Origin of the sequence: Agrococcus sp. ProA11, from assembly GCF_039880525.1 — a bacterium.
Lineage (GTDB): Bacteria > Actinomycetota > Actinomycetes > Actinomycetales > Microbacteriaceae > Agrococcus > Agrococcus chionoecetis.
The window spans coordinates 846,358-861,286 of sequence record NZ_CP156989.1 but is presented as its reverse complement, the minus strand read 5'-3'; the positions used below and the strand labels follow the sequence as shown (position 1 = coordinate 861,286).

The following is a 14,929-nucleotide window of genomic DNA, read 5'->3' as shown; positions in this document are numbered from 1 at the left end:
ACGCGCGCGGCTGCGCCGCGTGCTCCTCGACCTACGGAGGGCATCAGGCGAAGGCCTCCACGGGCGGGCAGCTGCAGACGATGTTGCGGTCGCCGTAGGCCTGATCGATCCGCGACACCGGCGGCCAGTACTTGGCGCGCTCGACGCCCGGCACCGGGAAGACCGCCTGCTCGCGCGTGTACGGCCGATCCCACTCGCCGTGCACGATCGATCCCGCCGTGTGCGGCGCACGCCGCAGCGCGCTCTGCTCGAGCGGCGTCTCCCCTCGGCCGATGGCGTCGGCCTCGGCCTTGATCGCGATCATCGCGCCGATGAACCGGTCGATCTCGGCGAGGTCCTCCGACTCCGTCGGCTCGACCATGAGCGTGCCAGCCACCGGGAACGACATGGTCGGCGCGTGGAAGCCGTAGTCGACCAGCCGCTTCGCGACGTCGTCGTTCGACACTCCCGTCGCCTCCTTGAGCGGACGCAGGTCGAGGATGCACTCGTGCGCGACCAGATCGTGCTCGCCGGTGTACAGCACCGGGAAGTGCTCGCGCAGCCGCGCGGCGACGTAGTTGGCGGCGAGCACCGCGCTGGCCGTCGCCTTCGTCAGGCCCTCGAGGCCCATCATGCGCACGTATGCCCACGAGATCGGCAGGATCGAGGCGGAGCCCCACGGCGCCGCCGAGAGCGGATTGGTGCCGAGCGTGAGGCCGTCGATCTGCTGCGAGGCCACGCGCGGGTCCTGCGGCAGGAACGGCGCGAGGTGCGCCTTCGCCGCGACCGGCCCGACGCCCGGGCCGCCGCCGCCGTGCGGGATGCAGAAGGTCTTGTGCAGGTTGAGGTGCGAGACGTCGCCGCCCATGTCGCCGAAGGTCGCGTGCCCCAGCAGCGCGTTGAGGTTGGCTCCGTCGATGTAGACCTGGCCGCCCGCCTCGTGCACGAGGTCGGTCACCCGGCGGATCTCGGACTCGTAGACGCCGTGCGTCGACGGGTATGTGATCATCAGGCCGGCCAGATCGTCGGCATGGCCGGCGATCTTCGCCTCGAGATCGGCGAGGTCGACGTCGCCGTTCGCGCTCGTCGCGACCACCACGACGCGACAGCCGGCCAGCACGGCGCTGGCCGCGTTCGTGCCGTGCGCGGACGCGGGGATGAGCACCACGTCGCGGTGCTGCTCACCGCGCGACTCGTGGTACCCGCGGATCGCGAGCAGGCCGGCCAGCTCGCCCTGCGCGCCGGCATTCGGCTGCAGCGAGACCGTGTCGTAGCCGGTGATCTTCGCAAGCCAGTCGCTGAGCTGGTCGATGAGCGCCAGCGAGCCCTCGGCGTCGTCGAGCGGCGCATAGGGGTGCAGCTGCGAGAACGCCGGCCAGGTGATGGCCTCCATCTCGGCGGCCGCGTTCAGCTTCATCGTGCAGGAGCCCAGCGGGATCATGCCGCGATCGAGCGCGTAGTCGCGGTCGGCGAGCAGCTTCGCGTAGCGCATCAGCTGGGTCTCGGAGCGGTGCGCCGAGAAGACCTCGTGCGTCATGAACTCGGTCGTGCGCACGAGCGACGAGGGGATCGCCTGCGCGGCATCGTCCTCGGCGTCGGCCAGCCCGAGCGCATCGAGCAGCTTCGGCAGCGGCACGCCCGTGCCCACCTCTGCCCAGGTCTCGTCGAACGCGACGTGCAGCGTGTCGTCGTCGACGGCGTGCACGAGGATGCCCGCGTCAGCGGCCTTCGACCGCAGCTCCTGCGCGCGGCCGGGCACGCGCATCCGCACCGTGTCGAAGAACGACTCGTGCACGAGCTCGATGCCTGCGGCACGCGCGGCACCGGCGAAGCGCTTGGCGACGCCGTGCACGCCCTCGGCGATCGCCGTGATCCCCTCGGGCCCGTGGTAGACCCCGTAGAACGACGCCATGACCGCGAGCAGCACCTGCGCGGTGCAGATGTTGCTCGTGGCCTTCTCACGACGGATGTGCTGCTCGCGCGTCTGCAGCGTCAGCCGGTACGACGGGTAGCCGTCGGCATCCTGCGAGACGCCGACCAGGCGACCGGGCATCTGCCGGGTGAGCTTGTCTGCCACGGCCATGTAGCCGGCGTGCGGTCCGCCGAAGCCCATCGGCACGCCGAAGCGCTGCGAGGAGCCGACCGCGATCCGCGCGCCCTGCGTGCCGGGCGCCTCGATGAGCGCGAGCGAGAGCAGGTCGGCTGCCGCGACCGGCACCCCGCCCTGCTCGGCGGAGGCCGCGAAGATCCCGCTCGCATCCCACACGAGGCCGGACGCGCCGGGCAGCTGGGCGATGACGCCGAAGGAATCGGGCAGGTCGGCGGGCTCGAGCGTCGCGAGCGGCAACTCGACCAGCTCGATGCCCGTCGCGTGCGCGCGGTGGCGCAGCAGCGCCTTCGACTGCGGCAGCAGATCGGCGTCGACGACGAAGACCGACGACGCGGACTTCGAGGCACGCCGGGCCAGCAGCATCGCCTCGACCACGGCGGTGCCCTCGTCGAGCATCGACGCGTTCGCGATGTCGAGGCCGGTGAGGTCGGCGACCATGGTCTGGAAGTTGATGAGCGCCTCGAGGCGGCCCTGGCTGATCTCGGGCTGGTACGGCGTGTAGGCGGTGTACCAGGAGGGGTTCTCGAGGATGAGGCGCTTGATCGGCGCGGGCGTCACGGTGCCGTGGTAGCCCAGGCCGATGGCGCTGTGGCGCACCCGGTTGCGGTCGGCGAGGGCACGCAGCTCGGCGAGCGCCGCGGTCTCGGAGGCTGCTTCGCCGATGCCGGTGCCGGCCGAGCGGATGCCGGCGGGCACCGCGGCGTCCATGAGCGCCTCGAGCGAGTCGAAGCCGACGGCCTCGAGCATGACCTGCTGCGCCGCCGCATCCGTGCCGATGTGGCGGTCGACGAAGGGGCGCATCAGGCGGTGAGCTCGCGGTATGCCGCCTCGTCGAGCAGCTCCGGCTCCTCGGTGAAGCGGAGCTTGACGAGCCAGCCATCGCCCTCGGCACCGGAGTTCACGAGCGTGGGGTCGTCGGCGACCTCGTCGTTGACCTCGACTACCTCGCCGGCCGCCGGCGCGATGAGCTCGCCGACAGACTTCGTCGACTCGATCTCGCCCAGCGACTCACCGGCCGCGAAGCTGCGGCCGACGCCCGGCAGATCCACGTAGACGACGTCGCCCAGCTGCGCCTGCGCGTAGTCGGTGATGCCGACCGTCGCGACATCGCCGTCGACGCGCACCCACTCGTGGTCCTTGGTGTACTTGGTCTCGCTCATGCTCGGGCCTCTCGCTTGTAGAACGGCAGCGTGGTCACCGCGGCCGGCAGTGCCGTGCCGCGGACGTCGACGGACAGGGATTCGGACTCGCGGGAGCCGGGCTCGACGAGGGCCATCGCGATCGGGTGGCCGAGCGTCGGCGACAGGGCGCCGCTCGTGACGGCACCGACGACGCGGTCGCCGTCGAGCACCGGATAGCCGGCGCGGGGGGCGCGGCGCCCCGTGGCGGTCAGGCCGATGAGCACCGGGGCGTCCGCTGCGGGCCCTTCCTCGACGGCGCTCCGCCCGACGAAGTCGCCCTTCGTCTTGAGCGCCACCACCCGGCCGAGCCCCACCTGCACGGGCAGCACGTCGAGCGAGAGCTCGTGGCCGTAGAGCGGCATCCCGGCCTCGAGGCGCAGCGTGTCGCGCGCCGCCAGACCGCAGAGCGTCAGCCCGTGCTCCTCACCGGCGATGACCGCAGCCCGCCAGAGATCCTCTGCGGCGTGCGCGGCGATGTAGAGCTCGAAGCCGTCCTCGCCGGTGTAGCCGGTGCGCGCGATCAGCACGTCCTCGCCCTCGAAGACGCCGGGGAGCGCCCGGTAGTACGCGAGCTCGTCGAGCGACGCCGACTCGATGCCCAGCCGTGCCACGATCGCGAGCGCAGCCGGACCCTGCACGGCGATCAGCGCGGTCTGCTCGGTCTCATCCACGATCGCCGCGTCGAAGCCCGCGATGCGCGACTCGAGGGCCTCGAGCGCCGCGTGGCGGTTCGAGGCGTTGGCGACGATCAGGAACTCCGACTCGCCCGTGCGGTAGACGATCAGGTCGTCGACGATGCCGCCGTGCTCGGCGAGCAGCAGCGAGTACTTCGCCTGCCACGGCTCGATGCCCGAGAGGCGCCCGGCGAGCGCGTGGTCGAGGAAGTCGGCGGCGGCCGGGCCGCTGACGCGGAGCTCGGCCATGTGGCTCAGGTCGAACAGGCCGGCGCGCTCGCGCACCGCCTCGTGCTCGGCGAGGTCGGAGCCGTAGCGCACCGGCATCTGCCATCCGGCGAAGTCGATCAGCTGCGCGCCCGCGGCCTCGTGCACTGCCAGCAGCGGCGTCTGCCCTGCCGTCTCCGATGCGGTCATGAGTCCTCCATTGGTCTGGACTCCCCCACAGTCGTCGATCGATGAGACCTGCTCCTGTGTGGCCTTCCCGAGCGGTTCTAGGACCTGAGAGTTTGGCGGGGAGGCTTGCTCCTTCGGTGCTCCCGAAGGAGCTCTCCCGCCCGGGCGTGCAGCGGCCGGCTGTGTGATGCTCCGCTGATCCTAGCGGGTCTCGGCGTCGTCATCCCGATCCTCATCGGGTTCGTCGTCGGAGTCGGGCGTGTGGTCGTCCACCACCACGAGGTCGGAGCGGAACTGGCCGGTCCGGTACGCGGCCTTGCCCATCATCTGGGTCGCCGCCGGCGCCGTCACGAGCTGCAGGCCGGCGGCGAGCACGAGCATCGTGGTGGCTGCCGGCTCGCGCAGCACGAGCGCGAGGCCGGCGCACAGCAGCACAAATCCGAGCGACTGCGGCTTCGAGGCCGCATGCATGCGGTTCAGCACATCCGGCAGCCGCACGAGGCCGATGGCGGCGGTGAGCGCGAAGAACGCGCCGGCCAGCACCAGCGCCGAGCCGAGCACGTCGAGCATGGCTTCCAGGCTCATCGTCCGCTCCCTTCGGCATCTGCGGGCGCGTCGCCCTCGGATGGATCCGCGCCGCCGCGCGCCGGACCGTTCCCCACCACGCCGCCGCGGCCCGCGACGAAGCGCGCCATCGAGACGGTGGCCGAGAAGGCCAGCAGCGACAGCACCAGGATGACGACGATCGTGTCGCTCTCGTCGGTGATGGCGGCCTGCACGGCGAGGGCTCCCGCCACGGTCGTGATGAGCACGTCGGTGGCGACGACGCGGTCCGCGGGCCCCGGCCCGCGGACGATGCGCACGAGCGAGAGCGTCGCGGCGACGGCGAGCATGACGCCCGCGATCATCAGCACGATCGGCATCAGTCCTCCTCCAGCAGCGCGCGGTCGGCTGCGGTGCCGAAGGCGCGCAGTGCGGTCGCCTCGGTGTCGCCCGCGCTCCGCCGTGCGCGCTCGATGCGCTCGGGCGTGGATGCGTCGAACACGTGCACGAGCACCCACCGCTCCCCGGCGTCGAGCGCGATGGAGCCGGGCACGAGGGTGATGAGCTCCGCCGTGATGGCGGTGATGAACATCGAGCTGCTGCGCAGCGGCACCCGCACGATCGCGTTCTGCGTCGGGCGCCAGAAGGCGAGCACCTTCACCGCGACCAGGAAGCTCGATACCGACAGGCCCCACAGGGTCACGACCACGAGCCGCGCGAAACCGATCGGACGGAAGTAGCGCAGCTCCGGCACGTCCGGCAGCGGGAACAGCAGCTGGATCACGAGCGCGACGAGGATGCCCCAGAGGGCGGCGCCGAGCGAGAGGTCGCCCCAGAGCAGCACCCACACGATGGCGAGGCCGATCGTCGCGACGAGCGAGAAGCGGGAGCGGAGCTTGGGTCGGTTCACGGGATCGCCTCCTCGACCGCGACGTCGTAGGTGCCGCCTTGGATGTCGACGGCGGCACGGTAGGCGAAGTCGGTGAGCGGCCCGGCCAGCGCGGTGAGCGCCACCGTGATCGCCACCAGGACGGTGGCCGCCACCACCCAGACGCGGGGCAGCACGCGCAGCGAGTGCACGCGAGTGTCATCCTCGCCCTGGTCCTGCCAGAAGGCCCGCTGCCAGACGCGGATGACGGCGATGAGCGTCAGCAGGCTCGTCGCGACCCCTGCGACGACGGCGACCAGCGCCGGTGGGCTGTCGTGGAGGAGCGCCGCGTCGATCAGCGCGATCTTGCCCAGGAAGCCCGACAGCGGCGGGATGCCGCCGAGGTTCAGCGCCGGCAGCAGGTAGAGCACCGCCAGCAGCGGCACGGAGGCCAGGCCGCCCAGGCGCGCGAGGCTCGTCGATCCGCCGACACGCTCGATGAGGCCCACGACGATGAACAGCGCGGTCTGCACCAGGATGTGGTGGACGATGTAGAAGATCGCCGCCCCGAGGCCCGCCTGCGTGCCGAGCGCGACGCCCAGCAGCATGTAGCCGATGTGACTGACGAGCGTGAAGGAGAGCAGACGCTTGATCTCGCCCTGCGCGAGCGCGCCCAGGATGCCGAGCAGCATCGTCAGGGTGGCCACCACAAGCAGCAGCTCGCTCAGCGGCGAGTCGGGGAAGAGCAGCGTCTGCAGCCGGATGATGGCGTAGACACCGACCTTCGTCAGCAGGCCCGCGAAGACGGCGGTGACGCTCGCGGGGGCGGTCGGGTAGGAGTCCGGCAGCCAGGACTGCAACGGGAAGATCGCCGCCTTGATGCCGAACACCACGAGCAGCAGCAGCTGGAGCGTCAGCTGCAGCTGCGGATCGAGCGCCGCGAGCCGCTCGGGCAGCTGCGCGAAGCTCACCGTGCCGGTGGCACCGTAGACGAGCGCGATCGCCAGCAGGAAGAGCATCGACGAGAGCACGCTCACGACCACGTAGGTCGAGCCGGCGCGCACGCGCTCCCGGGTGGCGCCGAGCATGATCAGCACGTAGGAGGAGAACAGCAGGGTCTCGAAGCCGACGAAGAGGTTGAACAGGTCGCCGGCGAGGAAGGCGTTCGAGACACCGGCGGTCAGCACCAGGAACGTCGGGTGGAACACCGACACCGGAGCCCCGTCGACGCCGTCGGCGATGTCGCGGCGGGAAGGGAAGATCACGACGATCGCGACCACGATGCTCGAGACCAGCACCATGAGCGAGGACAGCCGATCGGCCACCAGCACGATGCCCAGCCCGTCGGGCCAGGCCCCCACCCAGAGCACCACCGGCCCCTGCGCATCCGCCGCCAGGCAGAGGATGAGCGCGAGCACGGCCACGAGCGCGAGCGTCGTGCCGGAGACGACCTTCTGCCACGCCGGATGCCGGGCGAGGATGAGCGTGATGCCCGCGGCCAGCAGCGGCAGCAGCACGGGCAGCGGCACGAGGTTCGACAGGTCCATCAGCGCTCCCCATGCCCGTCAGGGCGGCGGTCGCGCACGGTGCGGCCGCCGGACTCGGTGTCGTCGTCGTCGGCAGAGGACTCGATGTAGCCCTCGCTCGAGAGGTCCGCCTCAGCGCGGCGACGCACGATGGCGTCCTCGACGTCGTCGGCGACCTCGTCGTGCCCCTCCAGCTGGAACGAGCGGTAGGACATCGCGAGCAGGAACGCGCCGGTCGCGAGCGAGATGACGATGGCCGTCAGCACCATCGCCTGCGGCAGCGGATCGGCGATCAGCTCGGGGTCCTCACCGACGATCGGCGCGAGCCCTGCCGGGCCGGACGCCACGAGGAAGAGCAGGTTGATGCCGTTGGCCATGATCATCACGCCGGCGAGGATGCGCATGAGGCTGCGCTCCAGCAGCAGGTAGATCCCGGCAGCGATGAGCACACCGCCGGCGACGGCGAGAATCAGGGTGGGCGTCATCCGCGCATCCCCTCGGCCGGCAGCGAGCGGTCGGAGCGCCACTCCGGGCGCGGCGCGAGGTTCTGCTCGCTGTGCAGGTCGACGCCGGCACCGAGCGATCGCACGAAGTCGAGCATCGCCCCGATCACGATGAGCCACACGCCCACGTCGAAGAACAGCGTGGTGACCAGCTTCTGCTCCCCCAGCAGCGGCAGCACGGTCTCGAGCGCGTAGGACTCGCCGATCCGGCCCCCGATGAGCACCGGCCAGACCACGCTCAGCACGACGGTCGCCAGTCCGCCGCCCATCAGCTTGCCGGCGTCGAACGGCACCGCGTCCAGCAGCTCGTCGCTGCCTCCGGCGAGATAGCGCACCGCGAGCGCGATCCCCGCGACGAGGCCGCCCGCGAAGCCGCCGCCGGGCTCGTTGTGGCCGACCGCCAGCAGGTAGATGGAGACGAGCATCATCACCGGGAACAGCAGCCGCGTCACCACCTCGAGCACCGGCGAGGCGCGCTGCTCGTCGGTGAAGGCGCCGCGCAGCCAGGTGCGGCGACCCGCCGACGACTGCGACTGCTGCAGCACGCCGCGACCGGAGATCGGACGCCGCACGAAGATGAGGCTCGCCACTCCGGTGGCGGCAGCCAGCAGCACGGCGACCTCGCCGAGGGTGTCCCATGCGCGGATGTCGACGAGCGTGACGTTGACGATGTTCTCGCCGTGACCGAACTCGTACGCCTCTCGGTAGAAGCCGTCGGAGATCGGATCGGCCGTGCGCGATCGCAGGGTGGCGAGCGAGGCCAGTGCCGCGAAGGTGCCCACCGCGACGCCGAGCGCGGCGCGCAGGTAGCGCGCCGCGCGCAGCGGGCGGTTCGTGAAGTACTTCGGCAGTCGCCGCAGCACCAGCACGAGGATGATGAGGAAGACGGTCTCGGCGAGCACCTGCGTGAGCGCCAGGTCGGCCGCTCCGTGCAGCAGGAACAGCAGGGCGACGCCGTAGCCGACGACCGAGAGCAGCATGAACGCCTTCAGCCGGCCGCGGGTGGTGGTCGTGGCGATCGCGGCGGCACTCACGAGCACCGCTGCCGCGATCTGCCCCACGGAGTCGAACAGCCGCACGTCGGCCGTGAGCGCGCCGGAGAGCAGCAGCGCGGCGCCCGGGAAGGCCACCACGACCAGCAGGATCGTGGTCAGGTGCATCGGCAGCGAACCGGTCTGGATGCGTCCGGTCACCTCCACCGCCAGGCGGTCGAGCCCGCGCATGCCCGCGTAGTAGCCGCGCTCGAACGGGTCGATGCCCGTCGGTGCCTGACGGCGGGCGCCGTAGCGCAGATGCAGCAGCGTGCCGATCACCCAGGCGGCGACGGAGGCCACGAGCGGGATGGTGATGCCGTGCCAGAGCGCCAGGTGGGGAGCCTCCTCGCCGGTCGGCACCGCGCTGGTCTGGGCATGGAGCAGCGCCGTGGCCGTCTCGCCCGCGAAGCCGGCGAGCAGGCCGCCGATCGCGAGCGCGACGGGGGCGATGGCGAGCCACGCCGACGCCCGCTTCGGCTCGGCGCCGGGCCGCCCGAAGAAGGTGCCGATCACCAGGCGCAGCGAGTAGGCGATCGTGAGCGCTGCGCCGACCGCGATGCCGACGAAGGCCACCCAGCCGAGTGCCATCAGCTCGCCGCCGGCGTCGCTCAGCGCGGCGTCGAGCGCGGCCTCCTTGCCCAGGAAGCCGAGCGTCGGCGGGATGCCGCCCATCGATGCGGCCGCGACGATCGCGGCGCCGGCGATCCACGGCATCCGACGCGCGAGACCGCCGAGCTCGCGCAGATCGCGCGTGCCGGTCGACTTGTCGACCACGCCCACGATCATGAACAGCGCAGCCTTGAAGGCCGCGTGGGCGGCGAGCAGCGTGAGGCCGGCCTGCATCGACGCCTGCGTGCCGATGCCGAGCACCGTGACGAGCAGGCCGAGCTGGCTGACGGTGCCGTGCGCGAGCAGCACCTTGATGTCGACCTGCCGCATCGCGCGCACGGCGCCGAGCAGCATCGTGACGATGCCGAGCGTCACGAGGCTCCAGCGCCACCAGGGCAGCTCCACGAAGGCGGGCGTGAGCGCGGCGATGAGGAAGATGCCGGCCTTGACCATCGCGGCGGCGTGCAGGAACGCCGACACCGGGGTCGGCGCGGCCATCGCACCGGGGAGCCAGTACTGGAACGGCACGATGGCCGACTTCGACAGCGCGCCGACGAGCATGAGCGCCGCGGCCCACGCGACGGTGGCCGACGTCGGCGGGTCGGCGAGCGTCTCGGCGAGCGAGAAGGTGCGGGTCTCCGACGCCAGCAGCATGACGCCCGTGAGCATCGTGAGGCCGCCGATGGTGGTGACGATGAGCGCGGTCTGCGCTGCGCGCCGGTTGTTCGCCGAGCGGTGGTTGAGCCCGACCAGCAGGTAGCTGAAGATCGTCGTCAGCTCCCAGCCGGTGATGAGCACCACGAGGTCGTCCGACAGCACGAGCAGCAGCATCGACGCGGCGAAGCCCGTCAGCAGCCCCACCGTGCGGTTGGCCAGCTTCTTCGACTCGAAGTACCACGCGCAGTAGAGGAAGATGAGGCCGCCCACACCGAGTACGACCATCGCGAGCAGCCACTGCAGGGCGCCCAGCCGCAGATCGATCGCGATGCCGAGCGCCGGCATCCACTCGACCCGCTCCTGCAGCACCGCGCCCTCGGCGATCAGCGGCGCCTGCATGCCGAACCAGACGGCGGCGATCAGGCTCGCGGCAGCGGGCAGCAGGAAGATGAGCCGCCCCACCCGAGCGCTGAGCGCGCTGGCGACCACGCCGAGTGCGGCGAGCATGGTCACGGTCAGCAGCACGCGGACAGACCCTCTCGAGGTGGGGGTGGAGGCTCCCATGATCCTATCGGCGCGCGCGGCCTGCCGATGACGTCGGCGGTGGCCTCTAGCGTGGAGCCATGCGGCTGCTGCACACCTCCGACTGGCATGTCGGGCGCACGTTCCACGGCTCCGAGACCGTCGACGCGCTCGTCGAGGTGCTGCGCGAGCTCGCCCGCCTCGTGCGCGAGCATCGGATCGACGTGGTGCTGGTGGCGGGCGACGTCTACGACTCGGCGATGCCCGCGGGGCGCCACGTCGAGGCGCTCTCCGGTGCGCTCGCCGAGATCCGCGCCGCGGGGGCGGTCATCGTGCTGTCGAGCGGCAACCACGACTCCGCGGCCCGGCTGGGCGCGAACGCCGGCTTCGTCAGCGCAGGCGGTCTCCATCTGAGCACCCGGGCGCTCGAGCCGGAGTCGTGGCGCGTGCAGCTCGCCGACGAGCACGGCCCGGTGCAGCTGTTCGCGGTGCCCTACCTCGAGCCGGTGGCGCTGCGCGCGTCGCTGCCAGAGGCGGGCATCGCCAGCCAGGCAGACGCCATGCGGTGGGCGATGGATGCCGTGCGCGGCGCCCGCGCCGAGCATCCCGGCCGCGCGGTCGTGCTCGCGCACTGCTTCGCGGCGGGCATCGCCGAGCCGGAGGACGACGCGCCGCGCGACATCACCGCCGGCGGGCTGGACGTCGTGCCGCTCACGCTGCTCGACGGCGTCGACTACGTCGCCCTCGGCCACATCCACTCGCGCCAGACGCTCTCGCCGGCGGTGCGCTACTCCGGGGCCCCGCTGCACTACTCCTTCCGCGAGCGCTCCCCGGAGCGCGGCGGATGGATCGTCGAGCTGGACGCCGACGGCCTGGCATCGGTCGAGTGGCTCAGCCTGCCCGTGCCGCGGGCACTCACGACGATCCGGGGCGAGCTCGACGAGCTGCTGGCCGATGCCTCGCTCGCCGGCTCCGAGGGTGACTGGGTGCGGGCGCTGCTCACCGATCGGCTGCGGCCCGTGGACGCGATGCGGCGGCTGCAGGAGCGCTGGCCGCACGCCGCCGAGGTGCAGTGGATCGGCGGCGAGGCGGGCACGACGCCGGAGCTGCGCGCGCGGCTCGCCCGGCGCAGCGAGGCGGAGGTCGTCGACGACTTCCTGGCGCACGTCCGCGCCGGGGTCGGCGCGAATGACGCTGAGGCGGCGCTGGTGCGCGAGGCGCTCGCGCGCGCGTCGGCCGCCGAGGCGGCGCTGTGAAGCTGCTGCGACTCGAGCTCGCCGCGTTCGGACCGTTCCGCGATCGGTTCGAGATCGACTTCGCGTCATTCGATGCCGACGGGCTCTACCTGATCGCCGGGCCGACGGGCGCGGGCAAGTCGACCATCCTCGATGCCATCGCCTACGCGCTCTACGGGAGCGCACCTCGCTACGCGGGCGCGCCGCACGTGCGCAGCGATCTCGCGGGACCGGCCGAGACCACCTGGGTCGAGCTGGAGCTCGCGGTCGGCGACCGGATCCTGCGGATGCGCCGCACGCCCGAGTACGAGCGGCCGAAGCTGCGCGGCAGCGGGCTCACGAGGGAGCGCGCCACCGCGACGCTCTGGGAGCTGCGGGCCGGCGCCTGGGAGACGCTGGCGACGAGCGTCGACGACGCGAGCACGGAGATCGGCCGCATCCTCGGCCTGCGGAAGGACGAGTTCCTGCAGGTCATCCTGCTCGCGCAGGGGGGTTTTGCCGAGTTCCTGCAGGCCGACAGCAAGGCGCGCAAGGCACTGCTCGAGCGCCTCTTCGGCACCGGCAGCATGCGCCGCCTGCGCGAGCTCCTGCTGGCGGACGCGCGAGCCGTCGATGCCGAGCGCGAGCAGCTCGAGCGGATGCGCGACGACCGAGCCGCGCGCGTCCGGGAGGCCGCCGCATCCTTGTGCGCCGACGACGGCACCGCTGCCGCCGCGGACGACGAAGCGCCCGGCGCGGACGACGAGGCGCCGACGGCCGACGACGGCGGCCCACCGGCAGCGGGCGGCGAGGCGGAGCTCGCGGCGCTCGAGGCCGCCATCGCCGCGCACGTCGATCGATGCGCTGCGCGAGCGGCGACCGCCGCGGCGGCGGAGGGCACCGCCCGGTCGGCGCGCGACGCGGCCCTGGCGGTCCTGGAGCGCATCGCGCGGCGCGACGCCGCAGCGGCAGCGCTGGCCCGGCTCGCCGATGCGGCGCCATCCATCGAGGCGGATCGCGCGCGGCTCGCGGACGCCGACCGCGCCGCCGAGGTCGCCGGGGCGCTGGAGCGCTGGACGAGAGCCGACATCGAGGTCGAGACAGCAGCGGTCGCCCTGCGCGAGGCGACGGCCACCTTGCCGGAGGGCGTCGAGCCGCAGCGCGACGCGGTCGAGGTCGAGCACGATGTGGCCGCCGAGGCCGCCGCGCTGGCGGCAGAGACGAGGCGGGTCGAGCACTCCTTGCCGGAGCTCGAGCGCGCCGCGCAGGCGGCGTCATCGGCGGCGTCCGAGGCCGCGGAGGCGGTCGCCGATGCGAAGCGAGCGCGGGCGGCCGCGCCTGCGGCGCGCCAGGCGCTCATCGACGCCAGCGCCGCAGCCGGCGCGCTCGCGAGCGGCGCGGACGCCGCCGCCGTGCGCGTGGCCGCGGCGCGAGAGCGGGTCGCCGCACGCGAGGCCGCCGATGCGCTGGCCGAGCCGATCGCCGCCGCGCAGGCGTCGGCTGCCCGCACCGCGGCTGCGCAGCGGGAGGCGGCAGAGGAGGTGCACCGGCTGCAGGCCGCGCGCGTCGATGGCATGGCTGGCGAGCTGGCGAGCACCCTCGCGGACGGCGAGCCCTGCCCCGTGTGCGGCGCCGTCGAGCATCCGTCGCCGCACGCCGCGGCGCCAGAGGCAGTGACCGCGGACGACGTCGCCGCAGCGTTCGAGCGCAGCACGCTCGCGCTGGCAGCTGCGGGCGCGGCGAACGACGCGCTCGTCGACCTCGAGCGGCAGCGCGCCGGCCATCTCGGCCGCTGCGGCGACGCCGACCGCGCATCGCTCGACCATGAGCTCGACCGAGCGGCGGCCGCCCTGCGGGATGCCGAGACCGCCATCGCCGCGCGCGACGCCGCCGCGCGGGAGCTCGCCGAGCACGACGAGGAGGCGGCGCTGCTCGACCGACGCATCGCCGAGCTGGAGCGGGACGCTGAAGTGCGAGCCGGGAACGCCGCCGCCGCCGGTGCGCGGCTCGACGAGAGCCGCGCACGACTCGAGCACGGCCTGCGCGGCCATCCGGACGCGGCGTCGCTGCTGGCGGCGACATCCAGTGTGCGCGATGCGCTGCGCGGCTGGCTCGACGCGGACGCCGAGGCCGCGCGGGCGCGCGCCGAGCAGTCGGCGGCAGCCGCGGCGGGCACCGCCGCCCTCGCCGCGCACGATCTGCCCGGCCGCGACGCGACCGCGGCGATGCGGCTCGAGCGCGCCGTCCGCGCGGCGACGCGCGAGCGCGTCACCGCGCACGACGAGGCGGTCGCGGAGGCGCGAGGCGTGCTCGCACAGCCCGATCTCGCCGACCTCGGCGAGCCACCCGAGCTCGAGCCGCTCGAGGCTGCGCTCCGCGAAGCCTCGACGTCCGCCGCCCAGGCGGCGCGCGCGTCCGCAGCAGCCGAGACGACCCGTGGGCTCGCAGCCGCCGATCTCGCCGCCGCCAGGGACGCCATCGCCTCGCTCGCCGACGGCGCCGAGCACGCGGCGACGGTGCGAGCGCTCGCGCGGGCGCTCGACGGCAAGAACGAGCGCGCGCAGGACATCGAGACGTATGTGCTGGCCACCCGGCTCGCGACCATCATCGAGGCGGCGAACGCGCGGCTCGCGGCGATGACCGGCGGCAGGTTCACGCTCGTGCACGATGAGGAGCGCGCGTCGCACGGCAAGGCGAGCGGCTTGGGCATCGCGGTGGTCGACGCGCACACGGGCGTCGCACGCACGACGCGGTCGCTCTCCGGCGGCGAGACCTTCCTCGCATCCCTCTCGCTGGCGCTCGGTCTCGCCGACGTCGTGCAGGCCGAGGCGGGCGGCGTCTCGCTCGAGACGCTCTTCGTCGACGAGGGCTTCGGCTCGCTCGACCAGGACACGCTCGAGGCCGCCATGGCCACACTCGACGAGCTGCGCGTCGGCGGTCGCAGCGTCGGCGTCATCAGCCACGTGCAGCAGATGCAGGAGCGCATCCCGTCGCGCATCCGCGTCGTGCCCGTCCCCGGCGGCGGCAGTCGCATCGTCGTGACCGGCAGCGATGCGCTTGGGGATCCCCACAACGGCCGCGACCCTCGGCGGCGGGCTGGGTAGGCTCCCCCG

At 72.9% G+C, this 14,929-nt stretch carries 11 protein-coding genes and 1 riboswitch; of the genes, 2 read left to right on the top strand and 9 right to left on the bottom strand.

The window, feature by feature from the left end; genetic code table 11:
• Positions 1–43: 43 nt before the first annotated feature.
• The 9 genes from gcvP to ABG090_RS04080 form a co-directional block, all read right to left on the bottom strand.
• The gene (gcvP, locus tag ABG090_RS04120; protein WP_347756661.1) at positions 44–2,890 is read right to left on the bottom strand and encodes an aminomethyl-transferring glycine dehydrogenase; all 2,847 of its coding nucleotides are present in this window, start codon (positions 2,888–2,890) and stop codon (positions 44–46) included.
• Positions 2,890–3,249, bottom strand: coding sequence for a glycine cleavage system protein GcvH (gene gcvH, locus ABG090_RS04115; RefSeq protein WP_347756659.1), 360 nt, complete (start codon positions 3,247–3,249; stop codon positions 2,890–2,892). Before gcvH ends, gcvP begins: the two co-directional genes overlap by 1 nt.
• Positions 3,246–4,361 (bottom strand): glycine cleavage system aminomethyltransferase GcvT, encoded by a 1,116-nt coding sequence (gene gcvT / locus ABG090_RS04110; protein ID WP_347756658.1) that lies wholly within the window; start codon positions 4,359–4,361, stop codon positions 3,246–3,248. Before gcvT ends, gcvH begins: the two co-directional genes overlap by 4 nt.
• A 62-nt stretch (positions 4,362–4,423) precedes the next feature.
• A riboswitch (glycine riboswitch) is annotated at positions 4,424–4,510 on the bottom strand.
• A 31-nt stretch (positions 4,511–4,541) separates the two neighbouring features.
• Positions 4,542–4,925: a monovalent cation/H(+) antiporter subunit G gene (mnhG, locus tag ABG090_RS04105; protein ID WP_347756656.1), complete on the bottom strand. Its 384-nt coding sequence runs from the start codon at positions 4,923–4,925 to the stop codon at positions 4,542–4,544.
• Positions 4,922–5,263, bottom strand: a complete 342-nt coding sequence (locus tag ABG090_RS04100) for a monovalent cation/H+ antiporter complex subunit F (protein ID WP_347756654.1) — start codon at positions 5,261–5,263, stop codon at positions 4,922–4,924. Before ABG090_RS04100 ends, mnhG begins: the two co-directional genes overlap by 4 nt.
• Complete coding sequence (locus ABG090_RS04095) at positions 5,263–5,793, bottom strand: Na+/H+ antiporter subunit E (RefSeq protein ID WP_347756652.1); 531 nt, start codon at positions 5,791–5,793, stop codon at positions 5,263–5,265. The genes ABG090_RS04100 and ABG090_RS04095 overlap by 1 nt, the downstream gene beginning before the upstream one ends.
• A complete protein-coding gene (locus tag ABG090_RS04090) occupies positions 5,790–7,298 on the bottom strand; it encodes a Na+/H+ antiporter subunit D (protein WP_347756650.1) in 1,509 nt (502 codons plus the stop codon). Before ABG090_RS04090 ends, ABG090_RS04095 begins: the two co-directional genes overlap by 4 nt.
• Positions 7,298–7,762: a Na(+)/H(+) antiporter subunit C gene (locus ABG090_RS04085; RefSeq protein WP_347756648.1), complete on the bottom strand. Its 465-nt coding sequence runs from the start codon at positions 7,760–7,762 to the stop codon at positions 7,298–7,300. Before ABG090_RS04085 ends, ABG090_RS04090 begins: the two co-directional genes overlap by 1 nt.
• A complete protein-coding gene (locus ABG090_RS04080; RefSeq protein WP_347756646.1) occupies positions 7,759–10,605 on the bottom strand; it encodes a Na+/H+ antiporter subunit A in 2,847 nt (948 codons plus the stop codon). Before ABG090_RS04080 ends, ABG090_RS04085 begins: the two co-directional genes overlap by 4 nt.
• 98 nt (positions 10,606–10,703) lie before the next feature.
• Between ABG090_RS04080 and ABG090_RS04075 the strand changes: the two genes are divergently transcribed.
• Both ABG090_RS04075 and ABG090_RS04070 read left to right on the top strand, forming a co-directional pair.
• Positions 10,704–11,858, top strand: a complete 1,155-nt coding sequence (locus tag ABG090_RS04075; protein ID WP_347756644.1) for an exonuclease SbcCD subunit D — start codon at positions 10,704–10,706, stop codon at positions 11,856–11,858.
• Entirely contained in the window at positions 11,855–14,920 is a 3,066-nt protein-coding gene (locus ABG090_RS04070) for an AAA family ATPase (protein ID WP_347756643.1), read from the top strand. The genes ABG090_RS04075 and ABG090_RS04070 overlap by 4 nt, the downstream gene beginning before the upstream one ends.
• Positions 14,921–14,929: the final 9 nt, after the last annotated feature.